The sequence below is a fragment of the Streptomyces zingiberis genome (assembly GCF_012034935.1).
GTDB lineage: Bacteria > Actinomycetota > Actinomycetes > Streptomycetales > Streptomycetaceae > Streptomyces > Streptomyces zingiberis.
This window is the reverse complement of record NZ_JAATEN010000016.1, coordinates 23,447-37,814: the sequence shown is the minus strand read 5'-3', so window position 1 is coordinate 37,814 and position 14,368 is coordinate 23,447. Positions and strand designations below refer to the sequence as shown.

The window sequence follows — 14,368 nt, the reverse complement described above, 5'->3', positions numbered from 1 at the left end:
CCCCACCCCGCCCACCGGGTACGGAGCCCGCCGGCTCCACGGAACGGGTCCCGGATCGCACGCCCGCCGGGCACGACCGAGCGCGCCGGTCGTGCCCGGCGGCGCCACGCCGGCACCGCGCTCCCGTGCCCGGCACCGGGGTCCGGCGCCGGGACCGGCACCCCGCTCCCGTCAGCCCCCGGCCGGGCCTCACCAGACGTCGCCGTCCCGCCAGTCGCAGGTCAGCCCGGAGGAGAGGTCCAGCGGCGCCGAGAGGGGAAGTACGTACACCCCGCCGTCCTCCTCCGGTGTGCGCACCACCCCGGAGGGGGTGAGGGCCGAGGTCGGGCCCTGCCAGACCTGCCAGCCGCGGCCCGCGTAGAAGGCCGCCCCCTCGTCGCTCGCCGCCAGCGCGCCCAGGTCGTACGCGCCGCGCAGCAGGGTCTCCAGCGCCGCCATCATCGCCGAACCGTGGCCGCGCCGGCGCCGGTCCGGGCGAACGGCGACGGCCTCGACGTAGCCGGTGCGCAGCGCCCGGCCGCGGTGCAGCATGCTCCGCTGCACCAGCGAGGCGTGGCCGGCCAGTTCGCCGTCCTCGAAGGCCAGGGCGTGCCAGCCGCCGAGCGCGTGCTCCCAGTCGTCGTCGCTCATGTCACCGCCGAAGGCCTCGTCGAGCAGGGCCCGGGCGGCCTCGCGGGAGGCCGCGTCCAGATGCGCGGTGTGGACGAGGCGTACCCCGTCCCCCGGCCCGGTGGTCTCCACGGTCATCCGGCGGCCTCCTCGCGCGCGGTGGCCGCCTGGGGTCCGGCGGCCGGAGCGACATGGTCGCATCTCTTGCCAGGTCTCCGCCGGAGTCATAAGGTCCGCTCTCGGCGCACGTGACTGGGAGCGCTCCCATAGGCGTTCCACCCCCTCCACCCACGACCGCTGAAGGACACTCATGGCTCTCTCCGCACGCTCCCTCCGTTCGGCGCTCACCGCGCTCGTGGTGGCCGCCGGATCGCTGACCGCCTCCACGGCGGCCACCCCCGCGGCCGCCGACGCCGCGCAGGTGATCTGTGACCAGTACGGCACCGCCACGGCCGGCGGTTACGTGGTGCAGAACAACCGCTGGGGCACCGGTGCCACCCAGTGCATCGACGTCACCGGCAACGGCTTCCGGGTCACCCAGGCGGACGGCAGTGTCCCGACGAGCGGTGCACCGAAGTCGTACCCCTCGATCTACAACGGCTGCCACTACGGCAACTGCTCGCCGGGGACCCGCCTCCCCGCGCAGATCAGCTCCATCAACAGCGCCCCCAGCAGCATCTCCTACGGGTTCGGCTCGGGCGCCGTCTACAACGCCTCGTACGACATCTGGCTCGACCCGGAGCCGAAGCGCACCGGGGTCAACCGGACGGAGATCATGATCTGGTTCAACCGGGTGGGGCCGATCCAGCCCATCGGCTCCCAGGTCGGCACCGCGAACGTCGGGGGCCGCAGCTGGGAGGTGTGGCGGGGGAGCAACGGGGGCAACGACGTGATCTCGTTCGTGTCGCCGTCCGCCCTGTCCAGCTGGAGTTTCAACGTCATGGACTTCGTCCAGGAGACGGTCCGCCGTGGCATGGCGGCGAACAACTGGTACCTGACCAGCGTCCAGGCCGGCTTCGAGCCGTGGAGCGGCGGCGCCGGGCTCTCCGTGAACTCGTTCTCCTCCTCGGTGAACTGACCCGCGAGGCGGATCACCGCGCCCCGGCGGCGGAGTTCCTGGAGTGGCCCCGGGCCACCCCTCGGGACCCGTCCCCGGGGCGCGGGTGTTCCCCGGGGGCCCGGCCGCCCTGCCGGGCCGCGCCGGAGACGGCCGGAACCCCCTCCCGGAGGCGCCCGGCCGCGTCCCCTCGCGCGCGAAAGGCGGTCCGGCCACGCGGCCCGCCCCCCGGCCTCTAATCTCGGTGCACGGCGGCTGATCGCACAGCCGTCCGCATGGGGAGGTACGGGATGACGGAGCAGGTGGACGTGGTCGTCATCGGCCTGGGGCCGGGCGGCGAGTACGCCGCGGGCGCGCTGGCCGAGGCCGGTCTGGAGGTGGCCGGGGTCGAGTCGGGGCTCGTCGGCGGCGAGTGCCCGTACTGGGGGTGCGTGCCCAGCAAGATGATGATCCGGGCCGGGAACCTGCTCGCCGAGGCCCGGCGCGTCCCGGGGCGGGCGGGGGAGGCCCGGGTGACCCCCGGCTGGCAGGAGGTCGCGGGCCGGATCCGCCGGGAGGCCACCGACGACTGGAACGACCAGGTGGCGGCCGACCGCCTCACCGCCAAGGGCGGCCGGCTCGTCCGCGCCCGGGGCCGCCTCACCGGACCGCGCCGGGTGACGGCCGGTGACCTGGACTTCGAGGCGCGCCGCGGGGTCGTGCTGGCCACCGGCGGCCGGCCCCGGATCCCCCCGGTCAACGGGCTCGCGGACACGCCCTACTGGACGAACCGGGAGGCGATGGAGGCGGCCGAGCTGCCCCGGTCGCTGCTCGTCCTGGGCGGGGGCGCCATCGGGACGGAGATCGCGCAGGTCCTCGCCCGCTTCGGCGTCCGGGTCACGCTCGTCGAGGGAGGGGAGCGGCTGCTGTCGCAGGAGGAGCCCGAGGCGGGGGACCTGGCCGCGGCGGCGCTGCGGGGCGACGGGGTGACGGTGCTCACCGGTGTCCGGGCGCGCGAGGTCCGCCACGACGGTGCCGGGTTCACCCTGGTGCCCGACGGGGACGCCGAGCCGCTCCGCGCCGAGCGGCTGCTCGTCGCCACCGGCCGGGAGCCGGCGCTCGGCGACCTCGGCGTCGCGTCGGTGGGCCTCGACCCGGAGGCCCGTGCGGTGGACACGGACGGGCAGCTGCGGGCCGCGGACGGCCTCTGGGCGGTCGGTGACATCACCGGGCGCGGCGCCTTCACCCATGTCTCGATGTACCAGGCGCAGATCGCCGTCCGGGACATCCTCGGCACACCGGGGCCCGACGCCGACTACCGGGCGCTGCCCCGCGTCACGTTCACCGACCCCGAGATCGCGGCCGTCGGGCTCACCGAGCGGCGCGCCCGCGAGCGGGGCCTGCGGGTGCGGACCTCGGTGCTGGACCTGGCCACCTCGACCCGCGGCTGGATCCACGGGCCCGGCGGCGAGGGGTTCCTCAAGCTGGTCGAGGACGCCGACCGGGGAATCCTCGTCGGCGCGACCTCCGCGGGACCGGCCGGGGGAGAGTTGCTGTACGGGCTGAACGTCGCCGTGCACGCGGAGGTGCCGGTCGAGCGGCTGCGGCACATGATCTACACCTATCCGACGTTCCACCGGGCCGTGGAGCCCGCCCTGGCCGCCCTCCGCTGAGCGGCTGAGCGGTCCCGCGCCGCCGGCCGGGGGAGTCCGCCCCGTCCGGCGGCCCGGTCCGCCGCCAGAACTGGTTGAATGGGGAAAGAAAGCGGCGAAAGGTGGTCCCCGGTGAGCAATGTCGAGACGGAGCCCGTGGTCGTGCGCTGCGGGACGGCGGAGGACGACCCGCGCCCGAGCGCGGTACCGGAGGTCGAGGTCCTCACCCCGCGGGACGTACCGCTGGGCGGCCCCCGCGCGATGACCGTCCGGCGCACCCTGCCGCAGCGCTCCCGGACCCTCATCGGCGCCTGGTGCTTCGCCGACCACTACGGCCCGGACGACGTCGCCGCCACCGGCGGCATGGATGTCGCGCCCCACCCGCACACCGGCCTCCAGACCGTGAGCTGGCTGTTCAGCGGGGAGATCGAGCACCGCGACAGCCTGGGCAGCCACGCCCTCGTCCGGCCGGGCGAGCTGAACCTCATGACCGGCGGCCACGGCATCAGCCACTCGGAGGTCTCCACGGGACGGAGCGGCGTGCTGCACGGCGTCCAGCTGTGGGTGGCCCTGCCGGAGGAACACCGCCACGCCGCGCGGGACTTCCAGCACCACGTGCCCGGGGCCGTCCGGCACGGGGGCGCGGAACTCCGTGTCTTCCTGGGCTCCCTCGCCGGGCACACCTCACCGGTGAAGACCTTCACCCCGCTGCTCGGCGCCGAGCTCACCCTGGACCCGGGCGCGGAGGTCACCCTCCCCGTGGACCCCGGCTTCGAACACGGTCTGCTCGTGGACCACGGTGACCTCAGGCTGGCCGGCGCCCCGCTGCACCGCGCCGAGCTGGGCTTCGTCCACGCCGGGAGTCGCGCCCTGACCCTGGCGAACGCCTCGGCGGAACCGGCCCGGGGGGTGCTCCTCGGCGGAGTGCCGTTCGAGGAGGAGATCGTCATGTGGTGGAACTTCATCGGCCGCAGCCATGACGACATCGCCCGCGCCCGGGAGGACTGGGAGCGCTCCGCCGACCGTTTCGGCGCCGTCGAGGGGTACGCCGGGGACCGCCTCCCCGCCCCGGCCCTGCCCAACGCCGTCATCCGCCCGCGCGGCAACCCGCAGCGCCGCTGACCCGGCCCCGGATCCGGTGCCCCGTGCTGGGGGAGCCGAGCCCGGGCGAACGCGAGCGGCCCGCGTACGGGGCGTCGGCGTACGGACATGTTCGATGGAACGTACGGTGATTATTCCGCCACGCTGAGTGCCGCCGATCGCGGAGATGCCGCGGTGGCGTACGCACGTGGAGGTGGCCGCGTATGACGGAGAGCAGCGACGGGACGGCTTGCGACGTGGAGCGCGAGCCCGCGCCTTCCGACAGTCTGCGGACCTTCGGGGCCGTCGTCCAGGCCCTGCGGGAGCACGCGGGGCTCAGCCGGGCGGACTTCGGGACGCACGTCAACTTCTCCCGGCACACCGTGGAATCGGTGGAGCTGGGGCGCCGGATGCCCGACGAGTCGTTCGTGGAGCGGGCGGACGAACTGCTGGGCTCCACCGGGGCCCTGCGGAAGGCGGCCAGGCACCTGACGCGGGGTGAGGTCGGGCTGGCGGCCTGGTTCCGGCGCTGGGCCCGGCTGGAGAAGGTGGCGGTGAGCCTGTGCACGTACGAGTGCCGGCTGGTGCCGGGGCTGCTCCAGTCGGAGGGGTACGCCCGGGCAGTGTTCGAGAATCATCTCCCTCCGCTGACCGACGAACAGTTGGAGGCGCAGGTTGCCGCACGGCTGGAGCGGCAGATGATGCTGCGCGCACGGCCGGAAGTGCCGTTCAGCTTCATCGTGGAGGAACATGTCTTCCGGCGTGGGTTCGGCGAGGCGGAGGAGATGCGGAAACTGTTCGATCATGTGCTGGAACACAGTGCTCCGCGCAACGTTGTGCTCCAAGTCGTGCCGCTGAGAGCCAAGTTGCACGCGTGCCTGGACGGTCCGTTGCAACTCGTCGAAACTCCCGAGCGGAGGCGTCTCGCGTATGCCGAAGGGCAGGAGAACGGACGGCTGATCGCTGACCCGAAGGAAGTGAGCCTTCTCCGGCAGCGCTATGACACACTGCGCTCGCAAGCCCTCAACCCCACAGACTCACGCCGCCTGTTGGAGCGACTTCGAGGAGAGCTATGAGCCCGATGGAACGTGCCTGGTTCAAGTCCAGCTACAGCGGCAGTGCAGGGGACAGCTGTGTCGAGGTCGCCGTCACCGAGCGGGCCGTGCGTGTGCGGGATTCCAAGGACGTGACGCGCCCTCACCTCGCCGTCGGGCGTGCGGAGTGGTCGCGGTTCGTCACTACGTTCGCGGGCCCGCAGGACTCCGCGGGCCTGCTGTAGCGGATTCGGGGAGCGCTATGAGCACGTCCGAACGTGACTGGCACAAATCCAGCTACAGCAGCGCGCAGGGGGACAGCTGTGTCGAGGTCGCCGTCACCGAGCGGGCCGTGCGCGTGCGGGACTCCAAGGATGTGGCGCGTCCTCACCTCGCCGTCGGGCGTGCGGAGTGGTCGCGGTTCGTCGGGTTCGCGGCCGGAGTCTGAGCCGGCGCCCGAGTCACCCCGCCGCCGGGCCGCCGTCGCCCCGCCGGGGGAGACGCCGTGTTCGCGGACCGCTCGTCCCCCACGCCACATGCTGCCCCACCCACACGCCCCATGGAGGAGATCCGGATGCGCCGACCGCGTACACAGCTTGCCGCAGTGATCGTCGCGAGCCTGGCCCTGCCGGTGACGCCCGCGCTGGCCGCGCAGGCGGCCGGGTGCGCCGACCCGTCGGTCTCCCTGACCGTGGAGGAACGGCGCGCGGCCGGGCCCGTGCCCCAGGAGATCCTGCGGCGTTCCGGGTTCGACACGGCCGGTTCGCGATTCGCCCGGGCCCTGTGCCGTGCGGACTCCTACCGCCAGGCGCGGGACGTGGTGACGGGGCACGGGCAGCGGCTGTGGCAGCGCGCGGTGGAGCGGGCCCAGGGGCGCGGCCCGGCGGGTGGGGACCTGAGCCGCGCGGACGACCGGCCCCTGTACTGGGCGCGGCTGGAGATGACCGCGGCCCTGCGGCAGTGGCAGCCCGGATTCGCTCTCCCCGAGGCCCGGCGCGCGGAACTGCACGACCGGCTGGAGCGCGGCTCGCGCGGCCAGGACGCCGTCGACTTCCCCGGCGGGCGGGAGAACGGGCCGCGGCGGGTGCTGGTCACCGGCTTCGACCCGTTCACCCTGGACCGGGACATACGGATCAGCAACCCCTCCGGCGCCACCGCGCTCGCGCTCGACGGCACGGTGCTGCGTACCGCGGCGGGCCCGGTCCGGATCGAGACGGCCATGTTCCCCGTGCGCTGGGCGGACTTCACCCGGGGCACGGTCGAGCGGGCGCTCCGCCCGCACCTGCCACAGGTCGACCTGTTCGCCACCGTCAGCCAGGGCCGTCCCGGACAGTTCGACATCGAGCGCTTCAACGGGGCCTGGCGGGGGGCCTCCGCCGACAACGACGGCGTCTCCGCCCCCGGGCCGACGCCGGTGCCCGGTGGTGAGCCGCCGCAGTGGACGGTGACCACCCTGCCCCACCAGGCCGTCACGTCCACGCCGACGGGCCGGTTCCCGGTGCGGGACAACACCCAGGTCGTCGAGGTCCCGGCCGGTGCGGACCAGGCGGTGACGCGCCCCGGTGGCCCGACCGAGGGCTCCACCGCCCGTCAGGGCGGCGGCGGGGACTACCTGTCCAACGAGATCGCCTACCGGGCGACGCTGCTGCGTGACCGCCTCGGCCTGGACATCCCGGGCGGCCATGTGCACACCCCCGTGCTGGAGTTCGGCGCGGGCAACGAGGACCCGGGCACGGGACGGATCACCGATCCGGAATTCCTCCGGAACCGGCAGGACATCATCGACCAGGTCCGTTCGATCATCCGGGTGGCCGCGGAACAGGACGCCGTCCCGGACCGCCGCGTGCCCTGAGCGCACCGGGCGGCGGCTTCCGCCCCCGGTCCGGCACCACCGGCCGGGCGCCCGCCGGCCGGTACAGAGGGGCCCGCCCCTCGTCGTCCAGGCGCGGGGCGCTGCCGATGGCGTCGGCCACCTGGGGCGAGGGGCCGTGCTCGCGGCCCTGCTCCAGGCGCGCGTGGTCGCCGGTGGTCATTCCGGCCAGGACGGCGGCCTCCTCGCGCCGCAGCCCCGCCGTGAGCGCGCGGTGAACTCGCGGTGCCCGCGGCGGAGTGCTACGGCCCGCTGACGACCGGGTCCGCCAGGACCTGGGTCAGCGCCCGGGTCTGGACGTCGTCCGGGTCGGGGCCGGGCCGGGCCGCCACCGTGATGAGGGCCTTCCACAGGGCCCAGCCGCGCGCCCGCCGCCAGGTGTCGTCCGGGAGCCCGGCCGCCTCCCGGAACACCTGTCGCTCCTCACCGGTGAAGTACGTCCACGCCATGACGAGGTCGCAGGCCGGGTCGCCGACCCCGCAGGTGCCGAAGTCGATGACGGCGGAGAGCCGCCCGCCGGTGGTGAGGAGGTTGCCGACGGCGACGTCCCCGTGGAACCACACCGGGGGCAGCGGCCACGCGGAGGTCAGCGCCTCGGCCCAGACGGCCCGGCAGGCGGCGGTGTCCACCACGTCCCGGAGCAGGCCGAGGGAGCGCTCGACCTCGTCGCCGTAGGCGCTGGGGTGGCAGCCGCGGAAGAAGGAGTGCCTCCCGGCCGCCGGGCCCTGCCGGGCGGGTGCCGCGCGGAGTTCCGTCAGGAAGTGGCCCAGATCACGCGCCAGTTGGGTCCGGTCGACGTCCGGGGCGGCCTCGACGGTCGTGCCGGGCAGCCAGCGGCGCACCGACCAGGGGAAGGGATAACCGGCCGCGGGGCGGCCGACCGCGACCGGCGCGGGCACCGGGAGCGGCACCTGGCCCCGGAGAAGCGGCAGGCAGCGGTCCTCCTTCTCGACGGCCGCCACATACCCCTCGGCGCTGGGCAGCCGCACGGCGAGCGCGTCGCCCAGCCGGAAGGTCCGGTTGTCCCAGCCCTGCCGTTCCACGGGGCGGACGGGGAGGTCGCTCCAGTGGGGGAACTGGCCGGCGATCAGGGCGCGGACGAGGTCGGTGGTGATGGTGTCACTCACGGGCCGGGCGGTCGCTTTCTCCAGGGGGCGGGGGCCGGAGACGGGACGGAGGGGCGAGGGGACGCCGGGCACGCGCCTGGACGGAGCGCTTCTCCGCGTGGGTCCGCCCGGAGCATCCGGCACCGGAGCCCGGTGGCACAACCGGATTTCGGCCCGGCCCGGTCCGGGGCCTGCCCCGCGGGCGCCCAGGGGGAGAAGCGGCTTCGGGAGCACGCGGGAAACGCGGGCCCGTCTCACCGGCGTGAGTCCGCCCCACCGGGCCCGGCGGGGCGGATGCCTGGTGTCGCCCGGGGCCGGTGATCAGTCCGTCCGGCGCAGGCCCGCGACGAGGAGGGCGGCCATACGGCGCGCGTCGTAGCGGGGGTCGTTCTCCGCGCCGACGCAGAGATTGCCCACCCCGCGCAGGAGTGCGTAGGCGGACAGATCGGTGAGTTCGGGGCGGATCTCGCGGGCGGTGGTCGCCGCGCCGAGGAGTTCGGTGCAGACGGGGAGGAGGTGGTCGAGGAAGTAGGCGTGCAGGGTGTCGAAGCCGGCGGTGTCGGACCGGAGTGCCCCGGCGAGGCCGTGCTTGGTGACGAGGAAGTCGACAAAGAGATCGATCCACTGTGCCAGGGCCGCGTGTGGGCTCGCGTTGCTCGCCAGCAGGGCCGGCCCGGCCTCGGCGCAGGTCTCCACCTGGTGCCGGTAGACGGCGGCGACGAGATCGGCCCGGGTCGGGAAGTGGCGGTAGATGGTGCCCACCCCGACCCCGGCCTCCGCCGCGATCTCACGGACCGGCGCGTCCACGCCGGACCGGACGAATACGGCGGCGGCCGCGTTGAGCAGTGCCTCCTGGTTGCGCCGGGCGTCCTTCCGCCGGGGCCGGGCCGCCACCTGCCCGGCCTGCTCCGCGCGCTCCTCGCCGTCGTTCACCGCCACTGCCTCCACTGTCCCGCCGCCCGTCGTGAGCTGCTGTGTTCGCCGTGCGTTGCTAAATGGAACAAGGTTCCGTATTGTTTTTCCGGAACGTCGCTCCGCTTCATCCATGATGTCAGAGCGTTCGGCCGAGGGCCAAGCCATGCCTCGCGCATCTCTCCCACCCCACCCGTCACCCGTAACGGAGGACCCCGTCCATGCTGTACCGCACCCTGGGCCGCACCGGAATCCAGGTCAGCTCCCTCGCGCTCGGCGCGATGAACTTCGGCGCCATCGGGCGCACCACCCAGGACGAGGCCACCGCCCTGGTCGACGCCGCCCTCGAATCCGGGATCAACCTCATCGACACGGCGGACCGATACGCCTCCGGCGAGTCGGAGGAGATGGTCGGCAAGGCCATCGCCGGCCGGCGTGACGACCTCGTGCTGGCGACCAAGACGGGCCTGCCGATGGGGGAGGAGCGCAACCACCGCGGCGCCTCCCGCCGCCGGCTGACCACGGCGCTCGACGGCAGCCTCCGCCGTCTCGGCGTCGACCATGTCGATCTCTACCAGATCCACCGCTGGGACCCGGACACCGCCGACGACGAGACCCTCTCCGCCCTGACCGACCTCCAGCGCGCCGGCAAGATCCGTTACTTCGGCTCCTCGACCTACCCCGCGTACCGCGTCGTGCAGGCGCAGTGGGCCGCACGTGAACACCGCCTGAGCCGCTACGTCACCGAACAGCCCAGCTACTCGATCCTGCAACGCGGCGTCGAGACCGACGTGCTGCCCGTGACCGAGGAGTACGGGATGGGGGTGCTGGTGTGGAGCCCGCTGGCCTCCGGCTGGCTGTCCGGCGCGGTCCGCGCCGGCCGGGAGATCACCACTCACCGCTCGCGGATCCTGCCGGACCGTTTCGACCTGGACCGCCCGGCCAACCGGGCCCGGCTCGACGCCGTCGAGCGGCTGGCCGCCGTCGCCGACGAGGCCGGCCTGACGCTGATCCAGCTCGCGCTGGGCTTCGTGACCGCGCACCCCGCCGTGACCAGCGCGCTCATCGGTCCCCGCACCCTGGACCACCTGCGCGCCCAGCTCGACGCCGCCGGCACCGTGCTGACCGCCGACGTGCTCGACGCCGTGGACGCGATCGTCCCGCCCGGCACCGACCTCGCACCCGAGGAGAAGCAGAACACCCCGCCCGCCCTGCTCGACCCCTCCCTGCGGCGCCGCTGATCACGCCGGACGCGCTCCGCCCCGGTGGCGGGGCGGCACCGGGGCGGGTGACGGCACCGGAGCGCGGGGCGGGGGAGCGGTACCCGGAGGACGGGGCCGCGGCGGGTCGAGGGGCCCGGCCCCGTACCGCTGAGGGTGGCCCCGGACCACCCGGACCACCCGGACGACCCGGACGACCCGGACGACCCGGACGACCCGGACGACCGGGGCCACCGGCACGGACGGCGCCGGCCACGGGGGACCGCGGGGCCGTCCGGCCGGGGCGGCGGGATCAGCCGGTCACCTCCTCGTCCCCGGCCAGGGCCGTGGTGCGCTCGGTGACCGTCGTGCGCAGGCGGGTCACGGCGGAGTCCAGGTCCTCGCCGTCCGCTTCCGCGTTCCGGGCCTGCTCCGCGATCTCCTCCAGGTTCCGCAGCGCGGTGCCGGAGCCGTAGAACGTCTCGTACAGCTCGCGGTAGGCGTCCTTGTAGACCTCGTCGAAGGCGTCCAGTTCGAGGAAGCGTTCCTTGAGGACGTGACCGCCCCGCATCCCCTGGGGTCGCTCACCGGCCTCACCGGCCTCGCCGTCCCCGTCCGATTCGCCCGCCGCGCCCTCGCCGGGCGGCCAGGCGTTGTCCCGGGCCGCACCTCCGGGACCGCCGGGGAAGCCGCCGCCGTCCTGCTGGGCCCCGGCGCCCGGGCCGGTCTCCCGCGCGTCACCGTTCCCGGTGGTGTCACCGTTCCCGGTCCCTTCCTCACCTGCGGCGTCGCCCCCCGCCCGGCCGGGACCGCCGCCCATGCCGCCGCCCATGCGCAGCTCGTCGTCGGGGCCCGCCGCGGTGTCACCGCTCATGCTGAGGTTGTAGTCCCAGCCGAGCACCGAGAACTTCTTGGTGTCCAGGTCGTACCGGAGCAGGTAGTTGTTGCCCGGCCCGGCCATGTCGTCGAAGTTCAGCAGCAGGTTCTGCGTCGCGACGTAGCGGGCGAAGGACTCCACGTCCACATAGGTGCCGAGTTCCTCGGCGAACTCCTCGTCGGACGCCTCCTCGGCCCACTTGGCCAGCCGCATCACGGGGGAGAGGTCCTGGCTGCCCTTCAGGTTGAGCTGGCGGAAGGACTCCTCGTAGTCCGTCGGGTCGTCACCGCGGTAGGCGAAGCTGCCGCCGGCCCGTGCCTTGTAGAGCACGGCGTTGCCGCCGCCGTCGCCGGTGGATTCGGCGTAATCGGTGTCCGGGTTCTCGACCATGAGCCGGGTGACGGCCGGTCCGTTGTTGACCTGGACCGCCGAGAAGGCGTACCGCTCGGCGGGCTCCCCCGAGGCGTCCGTCAGCGAGAGCGAGAGCGCCTCGTTCAGCGGCACCTGCCCGTCGCTGCCCGGGCGGACGGAGATCTCCCGCTCACCCTGGTAGGCACGGCCCTCGATGTACTCATCGATCTTGATGAGCCAGGGGAGTTCCTCCGGCTTGTCCGGTGAGAGCTCGTACATCGTCATCCCGCCGCCCCGGCCCTGCTGGGGGGCCTCTTGGGCGGCGCCGCCGTCCTGTGGGGTGTCACCTTCCTCCGCGAGGGCCTCCTGGGCCGTGCCGCCGGCACCGTTCGTGGCGCCGGCGTCCTGGCCGTCCTGGTCCTGCGGCTCCTGGCCGCCGTCCTGGCCGCCCTGGTCCTGGCGCTCCTGCTGATCTTCCTGGCCGTCCGGCCCGAACATCCGGCCGCGCGCGCCGCCCCGTGCGTCGTCCCCGCGCAGGGACATCAGGGTGGAGTTCCCCTTCAGCCGGATGCCCACGTCCTCCAGGTGGACCCCGTCGATGGTGAGATCCGCCTTGATGTAGTCCTTGGTGCCCTCCTCCTCGAACTCCTTCATCATCCGGTCGAACGCGTCCTCGTCGTACTCCAGCTGGATGGAGTGCGCCACCGAGGTGTCGTAGAGCCCGACGGTGCCCCGGACGTCCTCGGTGATGAGGTCCGCCTCGGCGCGGGACGCGGAGGTGACGTACGGGGACACGCGGACGTCACCGAACGCGATCAGCGTCACCGCCAGCCCCGCGCACACCACTGCCAGGGACTTTCCGTGCTGCCGCAGGGAGACGGGCACCCGGTCCCGCAGTTTCCGCCCGCGCGCCTTCCGTGCCCGCGCCATCAGAGATCCGTCTGGTCGTAGCCGGTCAGTACGGTCACCCGCTGGCCGGAGGTGCGTTCCTGCAACGCGGAGACCAGTTCGCCCGGTTCGTGCCCCTTCTTCATGCGTACCGTGTAGAACACCTCGACCAGGGCGCCGCCACGGATGGTCTCGGTGGAGACCAGCTCGAACTCGGAGGTGTAGCGGATGAGGACGTCGCGGATGGCCGGGGTGTGGTCCTCGCCGGCCGGCAGCTGCACCTTGACGACCTGACGCTGGATGGACAACTGGAACCAGTTGAACTTGGACATCACCACGATGACCACGCAGATGACCACCGCGGCCACCGCCGCCAGGCTGTAGAAACGGGCCCCGCACGCCATGCCGATCGCCATCGCCAGGAAGACGAAGCCGACATCCCGGGTCTCCTTGATCGCGTTCCGGAACCGGATCACGGACAACGCGCCGACCAGGGAGAACGCACGGGCGAGATTGGACCCGACGACCAGCATGATCAGCGCCACGACCATGCCGACGATGACCAGGGTCTGCACATAGGTCTGGCTGTAGGAGATGTTGCGGTGCGTGTACCGGTAGACGTAACCGATCAGCGTGGACAGGACGAACGACAGCGTCATGGCCACGATCACGTCGGTGACGCTGAACGTGCCGCTGAGTTCCTGGAGTTCGAAGTTCACCGGGCTCCTGCTTTCAGGTGCGCGGACGCGGAGGCGTGACGCGCAGTCGGCTGTCCGTTCGACGGACGGCCGGGGAGGGTGGGGGACGGATGGTCGGATTCGCGGATGTGGAAGACGGACCGGGGCGCCTTGCCGAACGCCTCGATCGACTGGACGTACTTGGAGACGCGGATCAGTGAGAGATTCCGCCGGGCGGCCAGATCGGTGATCCAGTACGGGGTGCGCTCGTTGACCTTGACCTCCATCACCGCCAGGTGCGGCGGGATGGTGAACCGGTTCTCCGGGGTGGGCGTGCCCAGGTGGAAGTCGCGGTCCCGGCCACGGACGCGCCGGTCGAGGGTGACGCGCAGCCCACTGTCCATACCCCGGCCGACCAGTGCCTCGCGCTGGTAGCCGGTGATCGCGGTGGGCCGCAGGTCCAGCCGCACGACGAGTTCCAGCACTTCCTGGAGGAAGGCGCTCTCCCCCGCCGCGTGGCCGATCATTTCCCGCCCGTCGCACAACCGGCGGGCGGTGGCGTAAGGGAGGGTGACGCGGCGCTTCTGGGTGACGCGGTTGACGCGTTGTTTGATCTCCACACAGACCGGCGAGTCGTCGGTCACCGTCTCCGGGGCGCCGTAGTGCCGGACGCGCAGCTTGCGCCGGAACTTCAGCCCTTCGATCTTCTCCCAGTAGAACCGCAGCCCCGGGGTGTCGTAGTAGAGACTCCACACCCCGTAACCGCCGGCAGGGCTGTGGGGATCGTGGTCCATGCGCCCGGCCAGCTCGTCGCGGATGTCCGCCGCCTCCTCGACGGGGACGAGGTACTTCAGCTCGAATCGGTTGAAGGAGCGCAGCCGGTCCGCCGCCCGCGCCGTCCGTTCACCGCTGTCTCCGCCGGGCGTATCGCCGGCTCCGGCCCGGCCTCCGGGCCTGTCAGGGGCTTCCCGCCCCCGTGCCTCCGGGCTCGCGGCCCGCTCGGGTCGTGACTCCAACCCGCCTCCTCGGTCGTGGTGCTCCGGTCCTTCCGGCGCGCCCCAGACAACCGGGCCGGGG

The 14,368-nt window shown here is 73.3% G+C and carries 13 protein-coding genes and 1 pseudogene; 8 read left to right on the top strand and 6 right to left on the bottom strand.

Features of this window, described 5'->3' with window-relative positions; genetic code table 11:
• Positions 1-189: 189 nt before the first annotated feature.
• On the bottom strand, positions 190-747 hold the full coding sequence (locus tag HCK00_RS19220) for a GNAT family N-acetyltransferase (protein WP_168103243.1): 558 nt from the start codon (positions 745-747) through the stop codon (positions 190-192).
• A gap of 172 nt (positions 748-919) precedes the next feature.
• On the opposite strand from HCK00_RS19220, the pseudogene HCK00_RS19215 reads away from it, so the two are divergent.
• From HCK00_RS19215 to HCK00_RS19185, 7 genes and pseudogenes are all read left to right on the top strand, one after another.
• A pseudogene (locus HCK00_RS19215) lies at positions 920-1,684 on the top strand (GH12 family glycosyl hydrolase domain-containing protein); the annotation flags it as partial.
• 272 nt (positions 1,685-1,956) lie between these two features.
• Positions 1,957-3,318 carry a dihydrolipoyl dehydrogenase family protein gene (locus HCK00_RS19210; RefSeq protein ID WP_168103241.1) on the top strand — a complete coding sequence of 454 codons (1,362 nt, stop codon included), beginning with the start codon at positions 1,957-1,959 and terminating at the stop codon, positions 3,316-3,318.
• 111 nt (positions 3,319-3,429) lie between these two features.
• Entirely contained in the window at positions 3,430-4,419 is a 990-nt protein-coding gene (locus HCK00_RS19205) for a pirin family protein (protein ID WP_168103240.1), read from the top strand.
• 182 nt (positions 4,420-4,601) lie between these two features.
• Complete coding sequence (locus HCK00_RS19200) at positions 4,602-5,453, top strand: helix-turn-helix domain-containing protein (RefSeq protein WP_168103239.1); 852 nt, start codon at positions 4,602-4,604, stop codon at positions 5,451-5,453.
• Positions 5,450-5,656 carry a DUF397 domain-containing protein gene (locus HCK00_RS19195; protein WP_168103238.1) on the top strand — a complete coding sequence of 69 codons (207 nt, stop codon included), beginning with the start codon at positions 5,450-5,452 and terminating at the stop codon, positions 5,654-5,656. The genes HCK00_RS19200 and HCK00_RS19195 overlap by 4 nt, the downstream gene beginning before the upstream one ends.
• A 17-nt stretch (positions 5,657-5,673) precedes the next feature.
• Entirely contained in the window at positions 5,674-5,859 is a 186-nt protein-coding gene (locus HCK00_RS19190; RefSeq protein ID WP_168103237.1) for a DUF397 domain-containing protein, read from the top strand.
• Between the two features lie 126 nt (positions 5,860-5,985).
• Positions 5,986-7,263 (top strand): pyroglutamyl-peptidase I, encoded by a 1,278-nt coding sequence (locus tag HCK00_RS19185; RefSeq protein ID WP_240965692.1) that lies wholly within the window; start codon positions 5,986-5,988, stop codon positions 7,261-7,263.
• 260 nt (positions 7,264-7,523) lie between these two features.
• Here the strand turns inward: HCK00_RS19185 and HCK00_RS19175 are convergent, their stop codons facing one another.
• A complete protein-coding gene (locus tag HCK00_RS19175) occupies positions 7,524-8,408 on the bottom strand; it encodes an aminoglycoside phosphotransferase family protein (RefSeq protein ID WP_311765389.1) in 885 nt (294 codons plus the stop codon).
• A 300-nt stretch (positions 8,409-8,708) separates the two neighbouring features.
• The gene (locus tag HCK00_RS19170; protein ID WP_168103321.1) at positions 8,709-9,320 is read right to left on the bottom strand and encodes a TetR/AcrR family transcriptional regulator; all 612 of its coding nucleotides are present in this window, start codon (positions 9,318-9,320) and stop codon (positions 8,709-8,711) included.
• A gap of 200 nt (positions 9,321-9,520) precedes the next feature.
• Between HCK00_RS19170 and HCK00_RS19165 the strand changes: the two genes are divergently transcribed.
• A complete protein-coding gene (locus HCK00_RS19165) occupies positions 9,521-10,540 on the top strand; it encodes an aldo/keto reductase (RefSeq protein ID WP_168103235.1) in 1,020 nt (339 codons plus the stop codon).
• 271 nt (positions 10,541-10,811) lie between these two features.
• Here HCK00_RS19165 and HCK00_RS19160 read toward each other — a convergent pair whose 3' ends face one another.
• Genes HCK00_RS19160 through HCK00_RS19150 form a run of 3 tightly spaced genes read right to left on the bottom strand, consistent with a single transcriptional unit; the run spans position 10,812 to position 14,169 of the window.
• Positions 10,812-12,656 carry a CotH kinase family protein gene (locus tag HCK00_RS19160; RefSeq protein WP_168103234.1) on the bottom strand — a complete coding sequence of 615 codons (1,845 nt, stop codon included), beginning with the start codon at positions 12,654-12,656 and terminating at the stop codon, positions 10,812-10,814.
• Positions 12,656-13,333 (bottom strand): DUF4956 domain-containing protein, encoded by a 678-nt coding sequence (locus tag HCK00_RS19155; protein ID WP_168103233.1) that lies wholly within the window; start codon positions 13,331-13,333, stop codon positions 12,656-12,658. The genes HCK00_RS19160 and HCK00_RS19155 overlap by 1 nt, the downstream gene beginning before the upstream one ends.
• On the bottom strand, positions 13,330-14,169 hold the full coding sequence (locus HCK00_RS19150) for a polyphosphate polymerase domain-containing protein (protein ID WP_206320608.1): 840 nt from the start codon (positions 14,167-14,169) through the stop codon (positions 13,330-13,332). Before HCK00_RS19150 ends, HCK00_RS19155 begins: the two co-directional genes overlap by 4 nt.
• Between the last annotated feature and the right edge of the window lie 199 nt (positions 14,170-14,368).

Bases quoted from the DNA above. Each gene is read 5' to 3' on its own strand.
- HCK00_RS19190 (WP_168103237.1), top strand. From the start codon at position 5,674: ATGAGCACGTCCGAACGTGACTGGCACAAATCCAGCTACAGCAGCGCG.
- HCK00_RS19200 (WP_168103239.1), top strand. From the start codon at position 4,602: ATGACGGAGAGCAGCGACGGGACGGCTTGCGACGTGGAGCGCGAGCCC.
- HCK00_RS19165 (WP_168103235.1), top strand. From the start codon at position 9,521: ATGCTGTACCGCACCCTGGGCCGCACCGGAATCCAGGTCAGCTCCCTC.
- HCK00_RS19160 (WP_168103234.1), bottom strand. From the start codon at position 12,656: ATGGCGCGGGCACGGAAGGCGCGCGGGCGGAAACTGCGGGACCGGGTG.
- HCK00_RS19210 (WP_168103241.1), top strand. From the start codon at position 1,957: ATGACGGAGCAGGTGGACGTGGTCGTCATCGGCCTGGGGCCGGGCGGC.
- HCK00_RS19220 (WP_168103243.1), bottom strand. From the start codon at position 747: ATGACCGTGGAGACCACCGGGCCGGGGGACGGGGTACGCCTCGTCCAC.
- HCK00_RS19195 (WP_168103238.1), top strand. From the start codon at position 5,450: ATGAGCCCGATGGAACGTGCCTGGTTCAAGTCCAGCTACAGCGGCAGT.
- HCK00_RS19185 (WP_240965692.1), top strand. From the start codon at position 5,986: ATGCGCCGACCGCGTACACAGCTTGCCGCAGTGATCGTCGCGAGCCTG.